Origin of the sequence: Arenibaculum pallidiluteum (genome assembly GCF_017355985.1) — a bacterium.
Taxonomy (GTDB): domain Bacteria; phylum Pseudomonadota; class Alphaproteobacteria; order Azospirillales; family Azospirillaceae; genus Arenibaculum; species Arenibaculum pallidiluteum.
This window is the reverse complement of the sequence record NZ_JAFIQU010000021.1, coordinates 74040-97617: the sequence shown is the minus strand read 5'-3', so window position 1 is coordinate 97617 and position 23578 is coordinate 74040. Positions and strand designations below refer to the sequence as shown.

The window sequence follows — 23578 nt, the reverse complement described above, 5'->3', positions numbered from 1 at the left end:
GCGGCCTATGCGGCGCGCTATCTCGCCAAGAACGTTGTGGGGGCGGAGCTGGCGGACCGCTGCACGATCCAGGTCGCCTATGCGATCGGCGTCTCGAAGCCGCTGGCGGTGTACATCGACACCCACGGCACCGGCCGGGTCGACGAGGACAAGCTCTCGGCGGTGCTGCAGGAGCTCGTGAACCTGAGCCCGCGCGGCATCCGCGAGCATCTCGGCCTGAACAAGCCGATCTATGCCCGCACCGCCGCCTACGGCCATTTCGGCCGCGCTCCCGAGATCGACGGCGGCTTCTCCTGGGAACGCCTCGACCTCGTCGACCAGCTCAGGTCCGCCTTTGCCTGAGCGCATGCCCGGCCGGCGCGAGGACGCGCCGGCCGGTCCCCTCGAGAAGGTCTATGGCCGCCGGCGCGGCCGCCCGCTCCGAGTCAACAAGTCCCGCCTCGTCGAGACGGTCCTGCCCCCGCTGCGGATTCCGCGGCCGGAACGCGGCACCGTGCTGGACCCGCGCGGCCTGTTCGACCCGCCGGTCTCGGAATGCTGGCTGGAGATCGGGTTCGGCGGCGGCGAGCACCTCGCATGGCAGGCCGCGACCCATCCCGGCATCGGACTGATCGGCTGCGAGCCTTTCGTGAACGGCGTCGCGAGCCTGCTCGAGCATGTGGAGCGGCAGGATCTGGGCGCGCGCGTGCGCATCCTGGACGATGACGCGCGGCCGCTGCTCGACGCCCTGCCCGAGGCCAGCATCGGCCGCTGCTTCGTCCTGTTCCCGGACCCCTGGCCCAAGGCCCGGCACGCCGAACGCCGCTTCATCGGCCCAGCGAACCTGCCGCGCCTCTCCCGCATTCTCCGGGACGGCGCCGAGCTGCGCCTTGCCAGCGACGACCCCACGCTGATCCCCTGGATGTTCGAGCACGCCTGGCGCCACCCCGATTTCGAATGGCTCGCCCGGGGGCCCGCCGACTGGCGCGAGCGTCCGTCGGACTGGCCCGAGACGCGCTACGAGCAGAAGGCCCGGGCCGCCGGCCGCAAGCCGGTCTTCATGCGCTTCCGGCGGCGCGCGCGATGACGGCGCAGGCGGAAGAGGTCCGCCGCCCGGGCGCGCTGCGGCACCGGTCCTTCCTGCTGTTCTGGCTGGCGCGCCTGTGCGCGACGCTGGCGGTCCAGATGCAGGTGGTCGCCATCGGCTGGCACCTCTATTCGGTGACCGGCAGCGCCTTCGCTCTGGGGCTGGTCGGGCTCGTCCAGTTCGTCCCGAACGCGCTGCTGCTGCTGGTCTCCGGCACCGTCGCCGACCGCTTCGATCGGCGGGTGATCCTGCGGCTCTGCTACCTGACCGAGGGGGTCGGGATGCTGATCCTGCTGGGGCTGGTGGTTTCCGGCGACACGCGGACATGGCCGATCTACGCCGTCGTCGCCCTGCTGGGGGCGGCGCAGGCCTTCGTGATGCCCTCGGCCTCGGCGCTGGTGCCGAACCTGGTCCCGGCGCGCGACTTCCCGAACGCCGTGGCGCTGAACTCCTCGGCCGTGCAGGGCGCCAGCATCGCGGGCCCGGCGCTGGGTGGCCTTCTCTTCGCCTTCGGGGCGGGCACCGTCTTCGGCCTGTGCGCGCTGCTGCTCCTGGGTTCGGCGCTGCTGGTCTCGCTGATCCGCATGACGCCCCAGGTCATCGAGCGGCGCCCCGCGACCTGGAGCGAGCTGGTCGCCGGCATCGCCTTCGTGCGCTCCAAGCCGGTCGTGCTGGGCGCCATCTCGCTGGACATGATGGCGGTTCTGCTGGGCGGGGCGACCGCGCTGCTGCCCATCGTGTCGGCCGAGGTGCTGCACGCCGGGCCCTTCATGCTGGGGCTGCTGCGCAGCGCCCCGGCGGTGGGAGCCCTCGCGGTCGGGCTCTGGCTCGCGCGCTTCCCGCTGCGGCGCCGGACCGGGCCGCTCATGTTCTCGGCCGTGGCGGTCTTCGGCGTCGCGACCATCGTCTTCGGCGTCTCGGAATCGGTCTGGGTCTCGATGGCGGCGCTGACCGTGCTGGGCGCCGCCGACATGGTCTCGGTGGTGATCCGCCAGACGCTGGTCCAGCTCGCGACGCCGGACGTGATGCGCGGACGGGTCTCGGCGGTCAACGCGCTGTTCATCGGGACTTCCAACCAGCTCGGCGAGTTCGAGTCCGGCGCCACGGCCGCCCTCTGGGGCGCGGTGCCGGCCATCGTGGTCGGCGGCATCGGAACGCTGGCCGTGGTGGCGGCCTGGATCGCGATCTTTCCGTCCCTGCGCCGCATCGACCGGCTGGAGCCGGAATCCCTGGCCTGATCCCCCGCAGGAACGCACCGCTCCGCGCAAGAGTGGGGGATGGTGGAATTGCCTTGCTCCGGGACCGCGAATGACTATATTTCCGGTCCGTGATCCCATACGACCCGCCGGACTGAAAAGTTCGGACGGCGGTGTCGCTTTGCGGGTGGGCCACTGGCCCACTTTTTTATTTTCAGCAGGTAGCCCTGACGGCATGGACGCAACAGACCGGCTAGAGAAGCTCATCACGCCGACGATCGAGGACATGGGGTTCGAGATCGTGCGGGTGCAGATATCGGGTGCGCAACGCCCGGTGCTGCAGGTGATGGCCGACCGGTCCGACGGTGCGCCGATGACCGTGGACGACTGCGCGGACATCAGCCGTGCCCTCTCGGCCCTGCTGGACGTCGAGGACCCGATCAGCGGGGCCTACACCCTCGAGGTCAGCTCCCCCGGAATCGACCGCCCCCTGACCCGGCTGAAGGACTTCGCGCGCTTCGCGGGGTTCGAGGCGCGGGTCGAGATGCGCCTGCCCGTGGACGGGCGCAAGCGGTTCCGCGGCATGATCCGCGGCGTCGAGGGCGAGAACATCCTGTTGGACATGCCCGAGGGGAACGTTCTCCTCCCCTGGGTCGAGGTGCAGCGGGCCAAGCTGGTTCTGACCGACGCGCTGATCGAGGCCGCGAAGAAGCGGTATGCGGCACATGCCGGCGACGGGGCTGACGACGGGGCTGACGACGGGGCGGATGACGGGACCGAGGACGGAACCGGGCCCAACTGAGGCCGGCCGGAAGGCCGGAACGAAACGAAGGACAAGGCTGGGAAGCGCTCTGATGGAACTCCTGACTGTAGCCGACGCGGTTGCCCGCGAGAAAAGCATCGACCGGGAACAGGTCCTGGAAGCGATGGAGCAGGCTATCCAGAAGGCCGGCCGGTCCAAGTACGGGCACGAGCACGACATCCGCGCGCGGATCGACCGCAAGACCGGCGACATCCGGCTGATGCGCTTCATGGAGGTCGTGGAGCAGGTCGAGAACGAGGCGACCCAGCTGACGCTGGACCAGGCGCGCCGCATGAAGCGCGACGCCGAACTCGGCGAGTTCCTGATCGACGAGCTGCCGCCCATCGATTTCGGCCGCATCGCCGCCCAGACCGCCAAGCAGGTCATCGTCCAGAAGGTCCGCGAGGCCGAGCGCGAGCGCCAGTACAACGAGTACAAGGACCGCGTCACCGAGATCGTGAACGGCCTGGTCAAGCGCGTCGAGTACGGCAACGTGACGGTGGACCTCGGCCGGGCCGAGGCGATCCTGCGCCGCGACGAGCTGCTGCCGCGCGAGAACTTCCGCAACGGCGACCGCGTCAGGGCCTACATCTACGACGTCCGCAAGGAGGCGCGCGGCCCGCAGATCTTCCTGTCGCGGACCCATCCCGGCTTCATGGCGAAGCTGTTCGCCCAGGAAGTCCCGGAGATCTACGACGGCATCATCGAGATCAAGGCGGTCGCCCGCGACCCGGGCTCGCGCGCCAAGATCGCGGTGGTCAGCCACGACAGCTCCATCGACCCCGTCGGCGCCTGCGTCGGCATGCGCGGCAGCCGTGTCCAGGCCGTGGTCGGCGAGCTGCAGGGCGAGAAGATCGACATCATCCCGTGGTCCCAGGACGCCGCCACCTTCGTGGTGAACGCCCTGGCCCCGGCCGAGGTGTCCAAGGTCGTGCTGGACGAGGAAAACAACCGCATCGAGGTCGTGGTGCCGGACGACCAGCTTTCGCTGGCCATCGGCCGCCGCGGCCAGAACGTGCGGCTTGCCAGCCAGCTCACCGGCTGGGACATCGACATCATGACCGAGGCCGAGGAGTCGGAGAAGCGGTCCGAGGAGACCCGGACGCGCAGCCAGCTCTTCATCCAGGCCCTGGACGTTGACGACGTGATTGCCCATCTGCTGGTGGCCGAAGGCTTCACCACGGTCGAGGAGATCGCCTTCGTCGACACCGACGAGCTCGCCGAGATCGAGGGCTTCGACGCCGACGTGGCGGCCGAGCTCCAGGAGCGCGCCCAGGCCTGGCTCGCGGTCCAGGACGAGGAGATGACCGAGCGGCGCAAGCAGCTCGGCGTCAGCGACGAAGTGGCGGAGCTGGTGGACGGCAAGCTGACGCCGACCATGCTGGTCAAGCTCGGAGAGAACGGGGTGAAGACCCTGGACGACCTTGCGGACCTGGCCGGCGACGAGCTGCGCGACATCGTGGGCAAGGATGCGGTATCGCCCGACGAGGCCAACGAGATCATCATGGCCGCCCGGGCGCACTGGTTCGCCGATGACGGCGCCGGGACGGGCGCCACGGCCTGATGCCGGGATCCGGAATGGACCCGGCCGGCGACGGACCGGGGCCCGAGGGCCCCGAGGACGAGCCGGAGGCGGTCGGTGGAAGGAACAGTCCCCTGCGGCGCTGCATCGCCACGGGGACGGTCCAGGCGAAGGACGGCATGGTCCGCTTCGTCGTCGGGCCCGACGGCACGGTGGTGCCGGACGTGGAGGAGCGGCTTCCGGGCCGCGGGTTTTGGATCACCGCCGACCCGGCGCTGATCCGCAAGGTTGCCGACCGGGGTGGCTTCTCCCGGGCGGCGCGCCGGACGGTTCGGGCGGAGCCCGATCTGGCCGAGCGGGTAGGGAAGCTGCTCGAGGCCCGTTGCCTCGCGCTGCTGGGCATGGCCCGGCGGAGCGGACAGGCGCTGGCGGGGTTCGAGAAGGTGCGCGAGGCGCTCCGGGCCGGCGAGGCCGCGGTGCTCCTTGCGGCCAAGGACGGAGCGGAGGACGGCAAGGCCAAGCTCCGGGCGCTCGCGGCGAACGCGGCACCCGGAATCGCGCTGGTCGAGCTGTTCGAGGCGGCGGCCATCGGGGCGGCATTGGGGCGCGACATCGCGGTCCATGCCTGCGTGTCCCGCGGCAGGCTGGCCAAGGGGTTCCTGGCGGATTGCCGGCGCTACGCCGCCTTCGCCGGGGGCCGCGTGGACATGGTGATGCCGGGTCCGGTGACCGGGCAGCGGGACGAAACGACCAATTAGTCGGATACAGATGACGGACCATAGCGATCAGGACCGGAAGACCTTGAGCCTCGGGAACCGGGGCAAGCTGGAGCTGAAGAAGCCCATGGACGCCGGTTCGGGATCGGTGCGCCAGAGCTTCTCGCATGGGCGGTCCAAGACCGTGACGGTCGAGGTCAAACGCAAGCGCACATTGGAGAAGGGCGCCGTCCCCGGCATCGCGGACGGCGGCGCCGCCGCGCGCCGTGCGGCCGAGGGCCTGCCCGCGCGGCCCGCCCAGGGCCAACGCGGCGGCCAGCGCGGCCAGGCGCCTGCGCGCCAGCTCACCAGCGAGGAGCGCGAGGCGCGGATCCGCGCGCTGCAGGACGCCGCCGCGCGCCGCAGCGAGGAGGAGGTCCGTCACCACGACGCCGAGCTGGCCATCGAGGACGTGCTCGAGCACGACCTGGTCGCCGAGGAGGCCGCGCCCGTCGTCGAGGAGCCGGTGATCCTCGACGCCGAGGCGCTGCGCAAGCGCGAGCTCGACGAGCTGCGCCAGATTCAGGACGAGCAACGCCGCGCGGCCGAGGAGGCCGAGCGCCGGCGCCAGGAGGAAGAGGCCAAGCGGCGCGAGGCCGAGGCCGCCCGTCGGGCGGCGGACGGCGATGCGCGCCGTCCCGACGGCGCGCGCCCCGGTGGCGTCGCGGCACGTCCGGGTCAGCCGGCCCGCCCCGGCGCCCCGGCCCGCCCCGACGACGTGGCGGCCCGCCCGGCTGCGGCCGTTCCCGGCCGCGCCGTGGAGGACGAGGACGAGGACAGCCGCCGCAAGCGCGGACGTGGCGGCGCGCCGGCCAAGGCCCCGGCTCCCGCCAAGCCTCCGGCACGCGGCGCCGACAAGCGCCGCGGCGGCAAGATGACCGTCACGCAGGCGCTCTCCGACGAGAGCGAGCGCCAGCGTTCCGTCGCGAGCTGGAAGCGGCAGCGTGAGCGCGAGCGGCTGCGCATGGCTGGCCGCCAGGAGACCCAGAAGGTGACTCGCGACGTCGTTATCCCCGAGGCCATCACGGTGCAGGAGCTCGCCAACCGCATGGCCGAGCGCGGCGCCGACGTCATCAAGGCGCTGATGCGCATGGGCGTGATGGCCACCATCAACCAGACCATCGACGCCGACACGGCCGAGCTGGTGGTGACCGAGTTCGGCCACCGCATGCGGCGCGTCTCGGAGGCGGATGTCGAGCTCGGCATCGGCGGGGACGAGGACGTCGCGGAGAACCTGATCCCGCGGCCGCCGGTCGTCACCATCATGGGCCACGTCGACCACGGCAAGACCTCGCTGCTCGACGCGCTGCGCCAGACCGACGTCGCCTCCCGCGAGGCCGGCGGCATCACGCAGCACATCGGCGCCTACCAGGTGACGCTGGAATCCGGCGCGCGCATCACCTTCATCGACACCCCCGGCCACGCGGCCTTCACCGAGATGCGGGCGCGCGGCGCCAACGTCACGGACGTGGTCGTGCTGGTGGTGGCGGCCGATGACGGCATCATGCCGCAGACGGTGGAGGCCATCCACCACGCCAAGGCGGCCAAGGTTCCGATCATCGTCGCGATCAACAAGTCCGACCTGCCGACGGCCAACAGCGCCCGCGTGCGCCAGGAGCTGCTGCAGCACGAACTCGTGGTCGAGGAGCTCGGCGGCGACATCCTGGCGGTCGACGTCTCGGCCAAGACCAAGCTGAACCTGGACAGGCTGGAGGAGGCCATCCTCCTGCAGGCCGAGCTGCTCGAGCTGCGCGCCAACCCGGACCGCGCCGCCCTGGGAACCGTGATCGAGGCCAAGCTGGAGCGTGGCCGCGGCTCGGTCGCGACGGTGCTGGTCCAGAAGGGCACGCTGCATGTCGGCGACACCTTCGTGACCGGGTCCGAATGGGGCAAGGTTCGCGCGCTGATCAACGATCGCGGCCAGAACGTCACCGAGGCCGGCCCGGCCACCCCGATCGAGGTGCTGGGCCTGAACGGAACGCCGCTTGCGGGCGACGACTTCACCGTCGTCGAGAGCGAGGCGCGGGCCCGCGAGATCGCGGAGTTCCGCCAGCGCAAGAAGCGCGAGGTCGCGAACGCGGCGACGCGCGGCACGCTGGAGCAGATGTTCAACCGCATCCAGGCGGGCGAGGCGAAGGAGCTGCCGGTCGTCATCAAGGGCGACGTGCAGGGCTCGATCGAGGCGATCGCCGGTGCGCTGGAGAAGCTCACCAGCGACAACACCGAGGTCAAGGTCCGCGTCCTGCACAGCTCGGTCGGCGCCATCAACGAGTCCGACGTGACGCTGGCCAACGCGTCGAAGGCGATGATCATCGGCTTCAACGTGCGCGCCAACCCGCAGGCCCGCGACATGGCCAAGCGCGACGGCATCGAGATCCGGTACTACTCCGTGATCTACGACGTCATGGACGACGTGAGGGCGGCGCTCACGGGCATGCTCTCGCCGATCCTGCGCGAGCGCTTCCTGGGCCATGCCGAGATCCGGGACGTGTTCAACATCACCCGCGTCGGCAAGGTGGCGGGCTGCTTCGTCACAGATGGCGTCGTCAAGCGCGGCGCCGGCGTCCGCCTGCTGCGCGACAACGTGGTGATCCATACCGGCACGCTGAAGACGCTCAAGCGCTTCAAGGACGAGGTCCGCGAGGTGCGCGAGGGCTACGAGTGCGGCATGGCCTTCGAGAACTACGACGACATCAAGACCGGCGACGTGATCGAGGCCTACGAGATGGAGGAGGTGGCGCGCGAGCTCTGAGGCTCGCCGCCCACCCCATCGCATGATCCTCGAGATCGCGATCCTGCAGGTCGTGCCCGGCCGCGAAGCCGCCTTCGAGGCAGCCTTCGCCGAGGCACGGCCGCTGATCGCGCGACAGAAGGGTCATGTCCGCAACGCGCTGCTGCGCAGCGTCGAAAGCCGCCCGGGACGCTACCTGCTCCAGGTCTGGTGGGAGACGCTGACGGACCACACAGAGGGGTTCCGCGGCTCCGCGGACTACCAGGAGTGGAAGCGGCTCCTGCATCATTTCTACGACCCCTTCCCCGAGGTCGAACACTACGCCCTGGACTGACACCGGGCGCGGACGAGGGATACGCATGGCGACGAAACGGGGCACCGGCCATCAACATGGGCCGTCCCAGCGCCAGCTGCGCGTCGGCGAGGAGATCCGGCACGAGCTGGCAGACCTGCTTCGGCGGGGCGATTTCCGCGACCCCGAGCTGGCCAGCCTGAACGTCACGGTCACCGAGGTGCGGATCAGTCCGGACCTGCGCAACGCGACGGCCTTCGTGACGCCGCTGGGCGGCAGCGGCGCCGAGGCCGCGGTGAAGGCGCTCAAGCGCGCGGCGCCCTTCCTGCGCGGCCAGATCGCCCGGTCCATGCGGCTGCGCATGGCCCCGAACCTGTTCTTCGAGGCCGACACCTCCTTCGACTACGCCAGCCACATCAACGACCTCCTGCACGACCCGGCGGTCCAGCGCGACCTGCGCGACGGCCCGCCGGCCGGTTCCGACACGGAGGCGGAGGATGCCGGGGCGGATGAGGATGGCGCGGATGGGGGCGGCGCGGACGGCGGCCGCGGGGACAAGCTTGGCCCGTAAGCGCCGCGGCCAGCCCATCCATGGCTGGCTGGTGATCGACAAGCCGCTGGGCGTTACCTCGACCCAGGCGCTCGCGCGGGCGCGCCGGATCCTCGACGCCGAGAAGGCCGGGCATGGCGGCACGCTCGACCCGCTCGCGACGGGTGTCCTGCCCATCGCCCTGGGCGAGGCGACCAAGACGGTCGCCTGGGCCATGGACGGGGCCAAGACCTACCGGTTCCGCGTGAAGTGGGGCGAGGAGACCACGACCGAGGACGCCGAGGGCATGGTCTGCGCCACCTCGCCCGTGCGCCCGGACGAGGCGGCGATCCGCGCTGCGATCCCCGCCTTCGTCGGAGAGATCGAGCAGGTGCCGCCGCGCTATTCCGCGATCAAGCTCGACGGGGAGCGGGCCTACGATCTCGCCCGTGGGGGCGAGGTCTTCGAGCTGGCGTCCCGGCGCGTGCGCATCGACGCGCTGCGCCTCGTCGGCATTCCCGACGCGGAGCATGCCGAGTTCGAGGTCGACTGCGGCAAGGGCACCTATGTGCGCTCGCTCGCGCGGGATATCGGCAGGGCGCTCGGCGGCTGTGCGCATGTGGTCGCGCTGCGGCGGCTCTCGGTCGGGAAATTCACGCTTGAATCGGCGATTCCTCTGGACGATCTGGCCGCCATGGAGCAAGGTGCGGCCGTCGAAAGACACCTGCTTCCCATCGAGACCGCGCTGGACGACATCCCGGCGCTGGCCCTGACGGAGCAGGAAGCGCAACGGCTGAGACTCGGACAGACGGTGGCGTTGCTGCGGCGCCAGGATCGGGAACGGCTCGACGAGCTGAACCAGGTCCTGACGGACGCGGGCAGCGTCGCTTTGGCCATTTCCGGCGGCAAGCCGGTGGCACTCGTCCGTGTCGAGGGCGCGGAGATCCGCCCGATGCGCGTTCTCAACATCTGACACCAGGAGACTGCGATGTCGATCACGCCTGAGCGCAAGACCGCGCTCGTCGAAGAGTACCGGACCAAGGAAGGCGACACCGGTTCGCCCGAGGTGCAGGTGGCGATCCTCTCGGAGCGCATTCGGAACCTGACCGAGCACCTGCAGACCCACAAGAAGGATTTCCACAGCCGCCGCGGCCTGCTGATGATGGTCGGCCAGCGTCGTCGCCTGCTGGACTATCTGAAGCGGAAGGACAACGGCCGCTACGAGGCGATCATCAACCGCCTGGGCCTGCGTCGCTGACCGGCCGGACCCCCTTGTCGCCGAGGCCGCACGACCGAAACGGTTCGTTGCATGGCTCCCTTCCCCGTTCGCGGGGAAGGGCGGCGCGGGGGGTCGCCCCCGGGGCGCGACCAGCGCCCCTCCGTCCTGTTGCACATTGGATTCGACTTTCGTGCCGGCCGGCCTGCGCATCGCGGGCGCGGCCCTTTTGTCATTTTCACGCGGGGTAGAACGACATCAGCCCCGGCCCATCCCTCAATCCGGAGCGGACGGGTGTCGGAAGGAAGGAAACGACGATGTTCAAGGTTTTTCGGAAGGAACTGGACTGGGGCGGGCGCAAGCTGGTCCTCGAGACCGGCAAGATCGCGCGGCAGGCCGACGGGGCCGTGATCGCGACCTATGGCGAGACGACGGTCCTGTGCACCGTTGTCTTCGCGAAGACGCCCAAGCCGGGGGTGGACTTCTTCCCCTTGACGGTGAACTACCAGGAGAAGGCCTTCGCCGCCGGCAAGATCCCCGGTGGCTTCTTCAAGCGCGAAGGCCGGCCGACCGAGAAGGAGACCCTCGTCAGCCGCCTGGTCGACCGGCCGATCCGCCCGCTCTTCGCGGACGGCTTCAAGAACGAGACGCAGGTCATCTGCACCGTCCTCAGCCACGACCTTGAGAACGACCCCGACATCGTCGCCATGGTCGGCACCTCGGCGGCGCTGACCATCTCGGGCGTGCCCTTCCTGGGTCCGATCGGCGCGGCGCGCGTCGGCTACAAGGACGGCCAGTTCATCCTGAACCCGACCGCCGACCAGATCGAGGGCAGCGCGCTCGACCTGGTGGTCGCCGGCACGACCGAGGGCGTGCTGATGGTCGAGTCCGAGGCCAAGGAGCTGCCCGAGGACGTGATGCTCGGCGCGGTGATGTACGGCCACCAGCACTTCCAGCCGGTGATCCGCGCGATCATCGAGCTCGCCGAGATGGCGGCCAAGGACCCCTGGGAGATGCCCGAGCCGTCCTACGACGCGCAGGCCGTGAAGCGCCGCGTGGTCGAGGTCGCCGGCGCCGACATCCGCGCGGCCTATACCGAGACGCTGAAGCAGGCCCGTCACGAGAAGCTCGGTGCCGCCAAGGTCCGCGCGCTCGAGACCCTGATGGCCGAGGGCTTCGCGCCCGAGGCGATCGGCGCGCAGTTCAAGGAGGCCGAGGCCGACGTCCTGCGAGGCGCCGTCCTCGACACGCAGAAGCGCATCGACGGCCGCGGCACGGCGGACATCCGCCAGATCGTGGCCGAGGTCGGCGTGCTGCCCCGGACCCACGGCTCGGCCCTGTTCACCCGCGGCGAGACCCAGGCGCTGGCCGTGACCACGCTGGGCACCGCCCAGGACGAGCAGATCGTGGACGCGCTCGAGGGCGAGTACCGCGAGCGGTTCATGCTGCACTACAACTTCCCGCCCTACTCCGTGGGCGAGGCGGGCCGCATGGGCTCCCCCGGCCGGCGCGAGATCGGGCACGGCAAGCTCGCATGGCGGGCGATCCGTCCGCTGCTGCCGAGCAAGGAGCAGTTCCCCTACACGCTGCGCGTCGTCTCCGAGGTCACGGAGTCCAACGGCTCCTCGTCCATGGCGACGGTCTGCGGCACCTCCCTCTCGCTGATGGATGCGGGCGTACCCCTGCCCCGCCCCGTCGCCGGCATCGCCATGGGCCTGATCAAGGAGGGCGACCGCTTCGCCGTGCTCTCCGACATCCTCGGCGACGAGGACCATCTCGGCGACATGGACTTCAAGGTGGCCGGCACCGAGAAGGGCGTCACCTCGCTCCAGATGGACATCAAGATCACCTCGATTACCGAGGAGATCATGCGCATCGCCCTAAACCAGGCCAAGGACGGCCGGATGCACATCCTGGGCGAGATGGCCAAGGCGCTGACCGGCGCCCGCGAGGCGGTGAACCAGAACGCCCCGCGCATCACGGTCATCTCCATCCCCAAGGAGAAGATCCGCGACGTGATCGGCTCCGGCGGCAAGGTGATCCGTGAAATCGTCGAGCAGACCGGCGCCAAGATCGACATCGAGGACGACGGCACGGTGAAGGTCGCGGCGGTCGACGCCTCGGCCAGCCAAGCCGCCATCGACTGGATCAAGGGCATCGTCGCCGAGCCCGAGGTCGGCGAGATCTACAACGGCAAGGTCGTCAAGATCGTCGATTTCGGCGCCTTCGTGAACTTCCTGGGATCCCGCGATGGCCTCGTCCACATCTCGGAGCTCAAGAACGAGCGTGTGGCCAAGGTCTCGGACGTGCTGAAGCAGGGCGACACCGTGAAGGTGAAGGTCCTCGGCTTCGACGACCGCGGCAAGGTCAAGCTGTCCATGAAGACGGTCGACCAGGAGACCGGCGAGGACCTCAGCAAGAAGGCGAGCTGACCTCCGGGACAGGCTCGCGTGCTGCGGCGGGGACCCTTCGGGGTCCCCGTTCGCTTTCCAGGGCTCCGTTCAGCAGATTAGTACAGATAGACTAATCCATTGGATTGATTTGCTTACCCGGATGCAGGGCGCTGCGGGCGTGGCGACGGCCTACCGTTACGGCTGAAGCAATGCTGCCACGGGAGGTCGCCATGGGCATCCGGATCGTTCATGAAGCCGAGCCCTACCGCATGATCGCCGATGCGCTGGGCCGCTGCGCGGTGATCGAAGCCCGCAACGGGCGGGTCTACTCGCTGGACTGCCCCGACCGCCGCGAGGCCGACGACACGCCGGAAGGCATGGCCCTGGTGGCCGCCGGCGCTTGGCGCAGCCACGAGCAGGCCGCGGAGCGCTTCCTGTTCATGGCGCGTGGCGAGAAGCACTACGCCGAGACCCTCTGGTAGGATCGGGCAGGGCGGAAACGGCACGGGCGCCGGTCTCGTTTCACGCCGCGAGGATTGCCGCCGGGCCGTCGTCAGGACGGCTCCGGCATGGGCGGAGTTCCGAGATCCTGCCGCCCTGGCGCTGCCCGTCATTCCCGCCGCCCGGCCGACTCATCGATGCGACTCGGCACGCCGTTCCTCGCCATGAATACCTCTGAGCCCTATGCCAAAATGTCGGCATTGACCTCGGACTAGGCAGAAAATTGCGCCGCAGCCCGCGAATCTCGGGCCGGATGGTGTCGGACCGGGCTGATTCCGCGTCCGGGAGCCCGGCTTTTCAATTCCAGCTTGCAGCCGATCGCGCGTCAGGGCGTTCTATGGATGCGCCGGATTGCAGAATGATCCGGACGGTTCGGCAGCGAGAATGAGTTGCCGCACCGGCGCGACGCTCCCGCATGGGATGTCGCGGCATTTCGAGCGTCCGATGGAGAAGCCGGACAATGGTGCGAGATTCGATGTTCTCGCGGATCCATGGGATTCGCGAGGAGACGGTTGGTGCCGACACGGCTTTCCTGACGCGGAAGGCTGGCCGGCTGCATTCATGGTGGCACCGCACGGCGGCGGGGCGGCTTCCGCTGCGCCGTGAATTCGACGTACTGGACCACTGGGACATGGCCCCCAACCTCTTTCTGGTCGAGGCGCTGCCCGGCGGGCAGTTCCTGATGCGCCTGCAAGGCGAATCCGTGATCAGCCTTTTCGGCGCCAACAGCACCGGGCAGCTGATTTCCGAGGCTGCAGCGCTGGGGGAATTCGGCCAGGCCATCCACGAGCACTATAGCGGGACCGCGACGCGGTCGACGTGCCGCCGTTGCGTAGGAACCCTGGAGCGCGTCGGCGAGCGGTCGTGGATCTCGTTCGAATCCCTGGACTGCCCCCTGTCGCGTGACGGGACGGGGACGGACTTCATCCTCGGCGTCGTCGAGGTGATCGAGCAGACGACCCGCGCTCCACGGCTGACCGGCGATTGAGCCCGCATGGCCACCGGCCTCTGCCGCAAAGGCCGGTGGCGCGTACCGCAGGGCCTACCAGATGCCGGTGGCGAGCGTGGCAGGGGAGAACTCGGCGAGGTCCCAGCGCAGCGGGATCGCCGCGCGGCGCCGGATTGCGCCGTGAGTCTCGAACCGCCAGAACCGCTCGGCGCCTGTGGGAAGGCCAGGTGCGGGGGCCCAGTCGGTGGAGACCCGGCCGCGCAGATGCAGAAGGTCGCCCGTGCCGAAATCCACGAACAGCAGCCCCGCCCGCGGATCGGCAAGCAGGTTGCCGAGCGTGTTGTAGAAGCGGTTGCCGCGGAACTCGGGGACGAGCAGGTCTTCCCCGGACACCCGGACGAAGCCGGGCCGCCCACCCCGGTGCGAGACGTCCATGCCGCCATTGGCCGTGGCGCCGGAATGGCCCGACGCGGCGAAGCCCGATGCGACGAAGCCCGATGCGACGAAGCCCGATGCGACGAAGAAGGTGTCGGCGCCCCGGATCAGGGCGACGGCCTCGGCATCGAGCCCGGACAGCGGCTCGACTGCCCCGGCCCCCGGCCCGAACTCCGACCCCGGTCCCGGCGCGGCTGTTTCCCGCAGACTGCGCGTCTGGATGTATTTGGGACAGTTGCCGAAGCTCTGCGTGACCGCGACGCGGAACCCCGCGCCATCCGCCTCCATGACCGTTCCGTTGGCGCGGTTGCGCCGCCGCGTCGCGAAATCGAGCCCGAGCAGGCCGACAGGGCTGCCTGGGCCGATCCGGCCGGCGGCAGGGTCGCCGGGGCGGGGCGTCGCCGCGATATGCAGGGTGGTGGCATCGGGGCTTGATACGAAGCCGCGGGGTCCCGTCAGCATGGTGGCGACGGGCCACCCGTCCGCGTCGGGGATCCCGACGAGGATCATGGGCAGCAGCGCGAAGAAGTCGCGGTGCTGGTCCGGCATGAAGGTCCGGATGGCGGCTCCGGAAGGCCCCCCGCCGGCCAAGGCCTGCGCGCGACGCTCGCCCTGGTGGAATGGCCCTTCGCCGTACGGCACGTCCATGGCGGCCTCACGCCCGCTCCGCGAGCGGCTCGAGAAGCGGTTCCGGCAGCGGCGAGGCCGGCATCGCCTGGAACCAGGGCTGCGCCTCCACCATGCTGATCCACTTCCGCACGAAGGGATAGGGCGACAGCGGAATTCCGCCTTCCGGCGCGTGGGCGACGTAGGAATAGCAGGCAAGGTCGGCGAGCGTGACGTGGTCGGCAGCCAGCCAAGTCCTTCCCGACAGGTGCTGGTCCATGAAGGCCAGGAGGCGCCTGGCGATGCCCGCGGCGGCCACCGGGTCGCCGGGCCCTCCCCATTGCAGGGTGATCCGCGCCATGGAGGGGCCGTAGCGGACCTCGCCCGCCGCGATGGAGAGCCAGCGCTGGACGGACGCCGCCGCCGCCGGCTCCTCAGGCAGCCAGGACGAGTCCGGCGCGTAGCGCCTGACGAGATAGACCAGGATGGCGTTGCTGTCCGCCAGGATCAGGCCGCCGTCCTGCAGCACCGGGATCTGGCCCAGCGGGTTCAAGGCGCGAAACTCCGCGCTGGCGCGGCGGGCCCCATCCGCGACCTCGAACCGGTAAGGCAGGCCGAGCGCCCGCAGCAGTAGCACGACGCGGTGCGTGTGCCCGGACAGTTCGGTCCCGTGCAGGACGATTGCGCTCTGGTTCATCGCATTTCCTCCGTTCCGCGGGACGCCCCGCTGCCTCTGCACCGATCATCGCCCTTGCACGGATCGACGGAAACGGGACAGATCCGAAGACAGAATTTCGCAAAACGGAAGGATGGCCATGGACCGCATCGACGAGCTGGAGATCCTGGTCGCGGTCGTCGAGACAGGCAGCCTCGCCGGTGCGGCGCGCCGGCTCGGACGCTCCGCGCCGGCCGTGACCCGGGGGCTCGCGGCGCTCGAGCGGCGCGTCGGCCTGCGCCTGGTCGAGCGCACGACACGGCGCCTCGCGCCCACCGAAGCCGGACGGGAGCTGGCGGACCAGGGGCGCCGGCTCGCGTCCGAGTACGAGGGCGCGATCAGCGCCGCGTCGTCCGCGCCCCTGCGCGGCCTTCTGCGCATCACGGCGCCGCTCGCTTTCGGGCGCCGGCACGTGACGGCTGCCGTCGCGTCCTTCCTGGACCTTCATCCCGGGATCGACGTCGAGCTCAACCTTCACGATCGCAACCTGGACCTGATCGAGGAGCGGCTGCATATCGCGGTCCGCATCGGGAGGCTCTCGGATTCGGGCCTCGTCGCGCGCCGGGTGGGATCGGTCCGGCGGGTGGTGGTGGCCGCGCCGGACTATCTCGCGCGGCGCGGCAGCCCGCAGGCGCCGGAGGACCTTCTGGGGCACGACACCATCGTGGCGACCGGGGTCACCACGGTCAGCGAATGGCGTTTCGGCCCCGGAGCGGATATCGGCGCCGCCCTCGGCAAGGGAGGCCGCTCGGTCCGGCTGGCCCCGCGCCTGCGCGTCAACGACGTGGACGCGGCGCTTCAGGCCGTGCGCGCCGGCCGCGGCATCGCCCGGGCGCTGTCCTACCAGGCAGCCGAGGATCTAGCCGCCGGCCGCATGGTCCGCCTGCTTCGGGCCTTCGAGCCCGACCCGCTGCCGGTCCAGGTCGTGGTGCCCAGCGGGGGAGCGCTGCCGCCGAAGGTGCGGGCCTTCCTGGACCATGCGGTCCGCTGCTTCGAGGCCCTGCCCGAGATCCAGGACGAGGGTTAGCGCGGAGCCGCCGCGCCCAGCCCCGCGTCCAGATCCGCGTCCAGATCCGCGTTTGGACCCGCGCTCAGACCGGCCGGCCGTTGAGCGCGCGGCGGGCGATCTCGACGAGGTCGTCCAGGGCAGCCCCGCCGGCCGAGGCCGGGCGGTAGGCGGCGAAGGCGACCGTCGGCAGGGCCGGCAGGCCCGCGACCTCGGTCAGCCCCGGGGCCAGGAAATGCGCGGTCCGGGCGGTGACGCCGAGCCCCGCCGCCACTGCCGAGCGCAGGCCCGGCAGGCTGGGGCTGGTGAAGCGGATCCTGTAGTCCCGCCCGGCGCGGGACAGGGCGTCGAGCGCCGCCGCGCGGAAGCTGCAGGGCGCCTCGAAGAGGACCAGCGGCAGGCCGGATTCCGGCTCCGGCCGCCCCTCGCGCCCGATCCAGAGCATCGGCGCCTCCAGGAGCGTCTCGCCCAGCGTGGCGTCCTCGCGGCGGATCGCAACGGCCAGGTCGAGCTCGCCCCCGTGCACCCCCGCGATCAGGGCGGCGGAGCGGTCGACGCGCAGGGTCAGCTCGACCCGCGGATGCTCGCGCGCGAAGCGGCCCAGGATGTCCGACAGGATGCCCTCGGCGAAATCCTGGGTGATTCCGAAGCGGATCGGCCGGTCCTCGGCCGACGGGCGGAAGCCCGCAACCGCCTCGTCGTTGATCCGGACGAGGCCGCGGGCGAGGCCGAGGAACCGCTCGCCGGCAAGCGTCAGGCTGGTCTCCCGGTTGCTGCGGAACAGCAGCCGGGCGCCGAGATCCTCCTCGAGCCGCTGGATCTGCAGGCTCACGGCCGAGGGCGAACGCCCGACGATATCAGCGGTCTCGGCGAAGCTGTGCCCGCCCGCGATCAGCAGGAAGGAGCGTACCATGCCGATGTCGAGATTGCGTGTCGCCATGCGTTCAGAATATCTCAATCACATCTTCTGATAAACGAGTTTTACAAAATCACGACAGGCCCGGCACCGTTTGCCAGTCCAAACACTGGAGGCCTGTCATGCCCATCCTGAACGTGAAGATCTCGGCCCGGCCCACTCCCGACCTCGCGGCCGCCATCGCCCGCGGTCTCGTCGAGATCACCGCGCGCGTGCTCCGCAAGAACCCCGCGATCACCGCCGTCGCCATCGACCACGTGGCCCCGGAGCACTGGATCGTCGGCGGCCGCTCGCTGGCCGAGCAGGGCAAGCGCAGCTTCTGGCTCGACATCAAGGTCGTGGAGGGAACCAACACCAAGGACGAGAAGGCGGAATACCTGCGCGAAGTCTTCGCCTTCATGGCCGGGACGCTGGGCGAGCTGCACGAGGAGAGCTACGCCTACGTGCACGAGGTCAGGGCCGACGCCTACGGCTATGGCGGCGTCACGCAGGAGCATCGCTACGTGGCCGGACGGCTGCAGAGCCGCGCCGCCTGACGGCGGCTCAACGCGGCAGGTCCCTCTCCCGCGCGCCGGGCTCGAAACCGTCCATGGAGAAGGACCAGCCGCCCTCCGGCCACAGGAAGTCCGCCCGGCCCCCTTCAGGCCGGTAGGCCGCGGTGTACAGCGTGGGACCGGCGCCGTGCAGGAGCGGCGGGCGGAGGAACGCGGCGATCAGCGCCGCCCCGTCCGCCGGTGCGGCGAGGGCCTCGGCCATGGCGGCCTCGCGCAGGAAGCTGGTCGTCGCGCCGTAGCCGGCCGGCCCGTCCGGCCACTGGTGATTGGCCGCCGTCGCAGCCTCGCGCCAGACGGTCCCGCGGTCCGGCGACAGATACGCGACCCCATGGCGCCCCGTCCCATCCAGCACGGCGACGTTCTGCGGGGTCCTTACGGGAACCCGGCGAAGCGCCGCCAACGCTCCGCGCAGGTGCCGCAGGTCTCCAGCACATAGCGGGCGACCAGCGGGATCGCGAAGCCCTCGCCCAGCACCGGCCGCCCGCCATAGGTGATGGCGATGGCCAGCCCCGCCTCGTTGACGCCGTCCAGGGTTCCCCAGGCGGCCTCGACCATGGCGATGACCCCGTGGCCGCTCCATCGGCCGCGCAGCACCGTTCCCTCGAAGAAGTCCGGGGTGAAGTCGTAGTTGCGCACGAGCAGCGGCTCGCCCTGGGTCTCCACGGCGACGCTGCATCCCAGCGGCAGCGGCGGCGGGCACCATTGGGTCAGCAGGCGGTGCGCGAGCGGGTCGTCGCCCGCGAGACCGCACAGCGTGCGGTAGAGCGGGACAAGCTCGGGCATGTGTCTGGCCAGGGCGCGCGCGCAGGCCGCAGGCGACGGCGGATCGGCCTGACCGGCGAGCCAGCCGCGAAAGCGCGGGAACACCTCGCGGAACCGGACTGCCCAACGCGCGCCGGGCCGGTCCTCGTCGATCGCGACGAACCGCAGCCGCATGCCGCCCTCCGCTCGGATGCCCGCATCGAATGCCCGCGGTGGAGCATACGGCGCCGCGGCTTGATCGCGCTTGCGATCCCGCGCCCGGACGCCGGGGGTCAGCTCCGCGCCTGGAGCAGCAGGTGTCCGCCGAGGGCGAGCAGCCCCAGGAAGAAGCACAGGCGGAAGGCGCGCTGGCCGATGCGGCCGCGGATCCGGCGGCCCAGCGCCATTCCCGCGAGCGCCGGCGCGAGGGCCAGCAGCGACATCCCGGCCTCCGGCAGGCGGAAGGCCCCTTGCCCGGCCAGGCTCGCGGCCAGCGCCACCGTCGACACGGTGAAGGACAGCCCCAGCGCCTGGACCAGCGCGTCCCGCCCGAGGCCGAGCGCCTGAAGGTAGGGCACGGCCGGAACGACGAAGACGCCGGTCGCACCCGTGATCGCGCCGGTCGCGGCGCCGACCGCGGGGGAGAGCCAGGGCTCGAGCCGCGCGGGAACCGAGAAGCGCGCACCCGAGAGGCCGAGCAGTCCATAGGCCGCCAGCGCCGCGCCGAGCCCGCCGATGGCGAGCCGGCCGTCACCGGCCAGCCAGCCCGCACCGATGGTTCCCGCACCAAGGGTTCCCGCGACGATCGCCACCATCATGGGCCAGAGCCGGCGGAGCAGCGGCACGAGGCCCGGCCCCGCGAGCTGCCAGGCATTGGTCGCAAGCGACGGCAGGATCAGGACCGCGGCGGCCTGCGCCGGTGCCATCACGAGAACGAGCAGCCCGATGGCGATCGTGGGCAGGCCGAGGCCGATCACGCCCTTGACGAAGCCCGCCAGCACGAAGACGAGCGCCGTCGCAACCAGGTCCGGGATCGGCGGCATCAGCGGCCGGTCTCCAGGGCCTCGCGGCTGTCGGCAGGCGCCTGGTCCCGCGCCTCCATGCCATAGTCGCGCAGGACGGCCGCGACCCGCAGGCGATAGTCCACGAACACGCCGCCCCGTCCGCGGGCCTGCGCCACCCGGTGCGCGGCGCGGCCGCGCCACCGCCGCACCGCATCCTCGTCGCGCCAGAACGACAGGGACAGCAGCTTTCCAGGGTCCGACAGGCTCTGGAACCGCTCGACCGACAGGAACCCGTCGATCTGCTCGAGCTCGGCGCGCAGGTCGGCGGCGATGTCGAGATAGTCCTGCATGTGCCCCGCGGCGGGCCGGACCTCGAAGATCACGGCGATCGCCCGCGAGACGCCGGCGTCGGGTCCGGCGCTCGGGGCGCCGGCGGAAGGTGATTGGCTCATGGGTCCTCCGCGGTCCGGGTTGGAACGCGGCGATCCTAGCGCCGATCGGCAGGCTGTTGTTTCGGGGGCGGCCGAAGCGTGACGGCGGCCGGCGGATGGTCGGCCGGATGGCCATCTGGAGTGTCAGACGAATTCAGGGGGAGGGCCGCGGCGTGGCCGGGGGGACGGGCGCCCGCCTTCAGCCGGATCAGGACGTCGACCCGGTCGGCCGGCGGGGCGCCGAGCTGCTCCAGCAGCTCGCGCAGGGCAGGCAGGTCGTCGTCGAGATTATGCAGCGTGCCGCTGTCCTCGCAGTAGAGATGACAGCTGTGCGTGGTGTTGGTGTCGAAATAGGTGCGCTCGGCATCGACCACGATCGCCCGCAGCAGCCCGTGCTGCGCCAGGGCATGCAGCGTGTTGTAGACCGTCGCCCGGACGACGGCGATCCCGGCAGCGCGGGCCTCGCGGTACAGGGAGTCGGCCGTGACGTGCCGGTCCGCCCCGCCGAACAGCAGGGACAGGAGCGCCACCCGCTGCTCGGTCGCCCGCAGGCCGATCTGGTGGAGCTGGTCGGCCGTAGGGCCGCTCCGCCGCCTATGGGGCATGGGCAGCCCCCCGTGCGAGCCCGCTGCTTGCGGGGCGGCTAGGCGTGAGGCGCATCGGCGGCCCGCCCGGCACGCGCGGACACATCGTCGATCCGGTCGACCGCGTCGATCGCGACATGCGGGCGCGAGCGCAGCGCATAATGGCCGAGGTGCAGCCTGCCCGCGCGGCTGAGCCAGGCGACGGCGGCCTCGACCCGTGGCCGGGCCGCGGCGGTCTGGTCCATGATGTGCTCGATCGGAACCGGATCGCGGGGCCTTTCCAGCAGGCGCCGCCGGCAGACATCCGCCACTTTCTCGGCGAAGGCCTCGACCTCCCGGTGGGCATTGAGGGGAATCAGCTGAGCCATCGGCGGTCCTCCCTTGGAACCTCGCCAGGCGTTGGCTATGGTGATAATCAGCCTAACGAACGATCTTGCCGCAGCAAGGGAACGTTCGGATAGGAACACGGTTCATCAGCCGTGCAGGGCGGTGGTCTCGGACAGCAGGCGTTCGAGCCGCCGACGGTGCCGGTGGACCTGCATCAGCAGGCGGCTGGGTACGGAGCCACGGATCGTGAGACGGCCCTCGTCCATGGCGAGCGAGCCGCCGGACGCTTCGATGCTCTGGATCAGACGATTAAGGATGGCCATGGCGATCCTCCTTGACACCCCCTTCTTAGAATCATTCTAATTCCAAGGCAAGCCGCTTCGACGGGCCGCGCGGGCCGCGGAGCCGGATCGAGCCCTAGCACGGTGGAGAACCGCATCCGTGCCAGATCGGCCGCAAGGCCGGACCCGACCTTCCCGGGTGCGTCCATGGACGCCCGCCGGCCGGGTGCCGCTTTCATGATTGCCAAGAACACCTAAGGGAGAAAGCAATGGACAAGGATCTCAGCGAGTCCCGCTCGGGCGCGAGCGGCGCACCGCGGCCGTCGGAAGGCATCCTGACCACCCGGCAGGGGCATCCCGTCAGCAACAACCAGTCCCAGCGCACCGTCGGCAGCCGCGGTCCGGCCACCCTCGAGAACTACCATTTCCTCGAGAAGATCTCCCATTTCGACCGCGAGCGCATTCCCGAGCGCGTCGTGCATGCCCGCGGCTTCGTCTGCTACGGCGAGTTCGAGGCGACCGGGAAGATCGGCGACGAGCCGGCCTCCAAGTACACCCGCGCCAAGCTGTTCCAGCAGGCCGGAAAGAAAACCCCGCTGGCGATCCGGTTCTCGACCGTGATCGGCGGCCGCGACTCCTCCGAGGTCGCCCGCGATCCCCGCGGCTTCGCGGTCAAGTTCTACACCGAGGACGGCAACTGGGACCTCGTCGGCAACAATCTCGCGATCTTCTTCATCCGCGACGCCATCAAGTTCCCCGACGTCATCCACTCGCTGAAGCCGGATCCCATCACGTTCCGCCAGGAGCCAAATCGGATCTTCGACTTCATGAGCCAGACGCCGGAATCCATGCACATGCTGACGCATCTGTTCAGCCCGCGCGGGATCCCGGCGAGCTACCGGCACATGGAGGGCTTCGGCGTCAACACCTACAAGATGGTCAACGCCCAGGGCGAGACCGTGCTGGTGAAGTACCATTTCCACCCGCGCCAGGGCATCGCCAGCCTGACCGCCGAGGAGGCGGCCAAGGTGCAGGGGCAGGATCTCGGCTCGGCCTCCAAGGATCTGTTCGAGGCGATCGAGCGGGGCGACCACCCGAAGTGGGACCTTTTCGTTCAGATCATGGAGGACCACGACCATCCCGAGCTGGACTGGGATCCGCTGGACGACACGAAGATCTGGCCGGAGAAGGACTTCCCGCTGCGCCATGTCGGCGTCATGACGCTGAACCGCAACGTCGAGGACTTTTTCAACGAGAACGAGCAGATCGCCATGGGCACCGGCGTGCTCGTGGACGGACTAGACTTCTCCGACGACAAGATGCTGGTGGGCCGGACCTTCTCCTATTCCGACACCCAGCGCTATCGCGTCGGCCCGAACTACCTGCAGCTCCCGGTGAACCAGCCCAAGGGCGGCAAGGTCGCGACCAACCAGTCGGGCGGCCAGATGTCGTTCTACCGCGACAAGGCGCCGGGGCAGAACCCGCACGTGAACTTCGAGCCGTCGATCCACAACGGCCTGCAGGTCGCCGAGGAGCAGCCCAACAACCCGCCCGAGATCCGCGGGCGGCTGACCCGCAGCGTGATCGAGCGGCGCAACGACTACGTCCAGGCGCGCGGCCGGTACTGCACCATGATGGACTGGGAGCGGGACGACCTCGTGCTCAACATGGGCACGCTGCTCGGCCAGTGCGAACGCGACGTGCAGGAGCGCATGCTCTGGCACTTCTTCCTGGTCCATGACGACTACGGCCGCCGTGTCGGCGAGATCCTGGGCATGACCGCCGACGACGTGCGCAAGCTGCAGCCCCTGCCCAAGCAGGTGCTGACCGAGGAAGACCAGCGCCGGCTGCAGAACCTCGGCAACAACGGCGACAAGATCGACACGACCGTCTGGGGCCAGTGGACGAGCTCGGTGAAGAACTACAGGGCCAGCGCCGAGGAGGTCCTGGGCGGCATGCGCAAGCCCATCGTCGAGGGCGGCTCGCAGAGCCAGGCCGCCGAGTAGGCGGGCGGCCGAGCTGAGCC

The 23578-nt window shown here is 70.3% G+C and carries 27 protein-coding genes; 17 read left to right on the top strand and 10 right to left on the bottom strand.

All coding sequences use genetic code 11. From position 1 onward, the window contains the following. The 14 genes from JUB13_RS27735 to JUB13_RS27670 all read left to right on the top strand — a co-directional run. A partial coding sequence (locus JUB13_RS27735) for a methionine adenosyltransferase domain-containing protein (RefSeq protein ID WP_207485136.1) occupies window positions 1–342 on the top strand: 342 nt, incomplete at its 5' end. 4 nt (window positions 343–346) lie between these two features. Then, window positions 347–1066 carry a tRNA (guanine(46)-N(7))-methyltransferase TrmB gene (trmB, locus tag JUB13_RS27730; RefSeq protein WP_207485134.1) on the top strand — a complete coding sequence of 240 codons (720 nt, stop codon included), beginning with the start codon at window positions 347–349 and terminating at the stop codon, window positions 1064–1066. Beyond that, on the top strand, window positions 1063–2304 hold the full coding sequence (locus tag JUB13_RS27725) for an MFS transporter (protein ID WP_207485132.1): 1242 nt from the start codon (window positions 1063–1065) through the stop codon (window positions 2302–2304). Before trmB ends, JUB13_RS27725 begins: the two co-directional genes overlap by 4 nt. 193 nt (window positions 2305–2497) lie before the next feature. Further along, entirely contained in the window at window positions 2498–3064 is a 567-nt protein-coding gene (rimP, locus tag JUB13_RS27720; RefSeq protein ID WP_207485130.1) for a ribosome maturation factor RimP, read from the top strand. 52 nt (window positions 3065–3116) lie between these two features. Continuing rightward, the gene (gene nusA / locus JUB13_RS27715; protein ID WP_207485128.1) at window positions 3117–4628 is read left to right on the top strand and encodes a transcription termination factor NusA; all 1512 of its coding nucleotides are present in this window, start codon (window positions 3117–3119) and stop codon (window positions 4626–4628) included. A 14-nt stretch (window positions 4629–4642) separates the two neighbouring features. Beyond that, window positions 4643–5344 carry an RNA-binding protein gene (locus tag JUB13_RS27710; protein ID WP_236025264.1) on the top strand — a complete coding sequence of 234 codons (702 nt, stop codon included), beginning with the start codon at window positions 4643–4645 and terminating at the stop codon, window positions 5342–5344. A gap of 10 nt (window positions 5345–5354) precedes the next feature. After that, entirely contained in the window at window positions 5355–8093 is a 2739-nt protein-coding gene (gene infB, locus JUB13_RS27705) for a translation initiation factor IF-2 (RefSeq protein WP_207485124.1), read from the top strand. A 22-nt stretch (window positions 8094–8115) separates the two neighbouring features. Next, window positions 8116–8406, top strand: coding sequence for an antibiotic biosynthesis monooxygenase family protein (locus JUB13_RS27700; RefSeq protein ID WP_207485122.1), 291 nt, complete (start codon window positions 8116–8118; stop codon window positions 8404–8406). Between the two features lie 25 nt (window positions 8407–8431). Then, window positions 8432–8935, top strand: a complete 504-nt coding sequence (gene rbfA, locus JUB13_RS27695) for a 30S ribosome-binding factor RbfA (protein ID WP_207485119.1) — start codon at window positions 8432–8434, stop codon at window positions 8933–8935. Beyond that, window positions 8925–9866, top strand: a complete 942-nt coding sequence (gene truB / locus JUB13_RS27690) for a tRNA pseudouridine(55) synthase TruB (protein ID WP_207485117.1) — start codon at window positions 8925–8927, stop codon at window positions 9864–9866. The genes rbfA and truB overlap by 11 nt, the downstream gene beginning before the upstream one ends. Window positions 9867–9881: 15 nt before the next feature. Beyond that, complete coding sequence (gene rpsO / locus JUB13_RS27685) at window positions 9882–10151, top strand: 30S ribosomal protein S15 (protein ID WP_207485114.1); 270 nt, start codon at window positions 9882–9884, stop codon at window positions 10149–10151. Window positions 10152–10426: 275 nt separating this feature from the next. Beyond that, window positions 10427–12541, top strand: a complete 2115-nt coding sequence (pnp, locus tag JUB13_RS27680; RefSeq protein ID WP_207485112.1) for a polyribonucleotide nucleotidyltransferase — start codon at window positions 10427–10429, stop codon at window positions 12539–12541. A 191-nt stretch (window positions 12542–12732) separates the two neighbouring features. Beyond that, entirely contained in the window at window positions 12733–12984 is a 252-nt protein-coding gene (locus JUB13_RS27675) for a hypothetical protein (protein ID WP_207485110.1), read from the top strand. A 479-nt stretch (window positions 12985–13463) separates the two neighbouring features. Beyond that, entirely contained in the window at window positions 13464–13991 is a 528-nt protein-coding gene (locus tag JUB13_RS27670; protein ID WP_207485108.1) for a PAS domain-containing protein, read from the top strand. 54 nt (window positions 13992–14045) lie between these two features. Here the strand turns inward: JUB13_RS27670 and JUB13_RS27665 are convergent, their stop codons facing one another. Next, on the bottom strand, window positions 14046–15035 hold the full coding sequence (locus tag JUB13_RS27665; RefSeq protein ID WP_207485106.1) for a pyridoxamine 5'-phosphate oxidase family protein: 990 nt from the start codon (window positions 15033–15035) through the stop codon (window positions 14046–14048). A gap of 7 nt (window positions 15036–15042) precedes the next feature. Next, window positions 15043–15690 carry a glutathione S-transferase family protein gene (locus tag JUB13_RS27660; protein WP_207485104.1) on the bottom strand — a complete coding sequence of 216 codons (648 nt, stop codon included), beginning with the start codon at window positions 15688–15690 and terminating at the stop codon, window positions 15043–15045. Window positions 15691–15808: 118 nt separating this feature from the next. On the opposite strand from JUB13_RS27660, the gene JUB13_RS27655 reads away from it, so the two are divergent. Next, complete coding sequence (locus JUB13_RS27655) at window positions 15809–16735, top strand: LysR family transcriptional regulator (RefSeq protein ID WP_207485102.1); 927 nt, start codon at window positions 15809–15811, stop codon at window positions 16733–16735. A 64-nt stretch (window positions 16736–16799) separates the two neighbouring features. Here the strand turns inward: JUB13_RS27655 and JUB13_RS27650 are convergent, their stop codons facing one another. Further along, window positions 16800–17654, bottom strand: coding sequence for a LysR substrate-binding domain-containing protein (locus tag JUB13_RS27650; RefSeq protein ID WP_207485100.1), 855 nt, complete (start codon window positions 17652–17654; stop codon window positions 16800–16802). 98 nt (window positions 17655–17752) lie between these two features. Between JUB13_RS27650 and JUB13_RS27645 the strand changes: the two genes are divergently transcribed. Then, complete coding sequence (locus JUB13_RS27645) at window positions 17753–18166, top strand: tautomerase family protein (protein WP_207485098.1); 414 nt, start codon at window positions 17753–17755, stop codon at window positions 18164–18166. A 7-nt stretch (window positions 18167–18173) separates the two neighbouring features. Here the strand turns inward: JUB13_RS27645 and JUB13_RS27640 are convergent, their stop codons facing one another. The 7 genes from JUB13_RS27640 to JUB13_RS27610 all read right to left on the bottom strand — a co-directional run bounded on the left by JUB13_RS27640 (window position 18174) and on the right by JUB13_RS27610 (window position 21594). Continuing rightward, window positions 18174–18536, bottom strand: a complete 363-nt coding sequence (locus JUB13_RS27640; protein ID WP_207485096.1) for a hypothetical protein — start codon at window positions 18534–18536, stop codon at window positions 18174–18176. A gap of 20 nt (window positions 18537–18556) precedes the next feature. After that, window positions 18557–19120: a carcinine hydrolase/isopenicillin-N N-acyltransferase family protein gene (locus tag JUB13_RS27635; RefSeq protein ID WP_207485094.1), complete on the bottom strand. Its 564-nt coding sequence runs from the start codon at window positions 19118–19120 to the stop codon at window positions 18557–18559. A gap of 98 nt (window positions 19121–19218) precedes the next feature. Further along, window positions 19219–19968, bottom strand: coding sequence for a sulfite exporter TauE/SafE family protein (locus tag JUB13_RS27630; protein WP_207485092.1), 750 nt, complete (start codon window positions 19966–19968; stop codon window positions 19219–19221). Then, window positions 19968–20381 carry an antibiotic biosynthesis monooxygenase family protein gene (locus tag JUB13_RS27625; RefSeq protein ID WP_207485089.1) on the bottom strand — a complete coding sequence of 138 codons (414 nt, stop codon included), beginning with the start codon at window positions 20379–20381 and terminating at the stop codon, window positions 19968–19970. The genes JUB13_RS27630 and JUB13_RS27625 overlap by 1 nt, the downstream gene beginning before the upstream one ends. A 35-nt stretch (window positions 20382–20416) precedes the next feature. Continuing rightward, window positions 20417–20965, bottom strand: a complete 549-nt coding sequence (locus JUB13_RS27620) for a Fur family transcriptional regulator (RefSeq protein ID WP_207485087.1) — start codon at window positions 20963–20965, stop codon at window positions 20417–20419. Between the two features lie 38 nt (window positions 20966–21003). Then, window positions 21004–21312: a hypothetical protein gene (locus tag JUB13_RS27615; protein WP_207485085.1), complete on the bottom strand. Its 309-nt coding sequence runs from the start codon at window positions 21310–21312 to the stop codon at window positions 21004–21006. 105 nt (window positions 21313–21417) lie between these two features. Further along, window positions 21418–21594 carry a hypothetical protein gene (locus JUB13_RS27610; RefSeq protein ID WP_207485083.1) on the bottom strand — a complete coding sequence of 59 codons (177 nt, stop codon included), beginning with the start codon at window positions 21592–21594 and terminating at the stop codon, window positions 21418–21420. 227 nt (window positions 21595–21821) lie between these two features. Between JUB13_RS27610 and JUB13_RS27605 the strand changes: the two genes are divergently transcribed. Then, the gene (locus JUB13_RS27605; RefSeq protein WP_207485081.1) at window positions 21822–23558 is read left to right on the top strand and encodes a catalase; all 1737 of its coding nucleotides are present in this window, start codon (window positions 21822–21824) and stop codon (window positions 23556–23558) included. Window positions 23559–23578 lie beyond the last annotated feature (20 nt).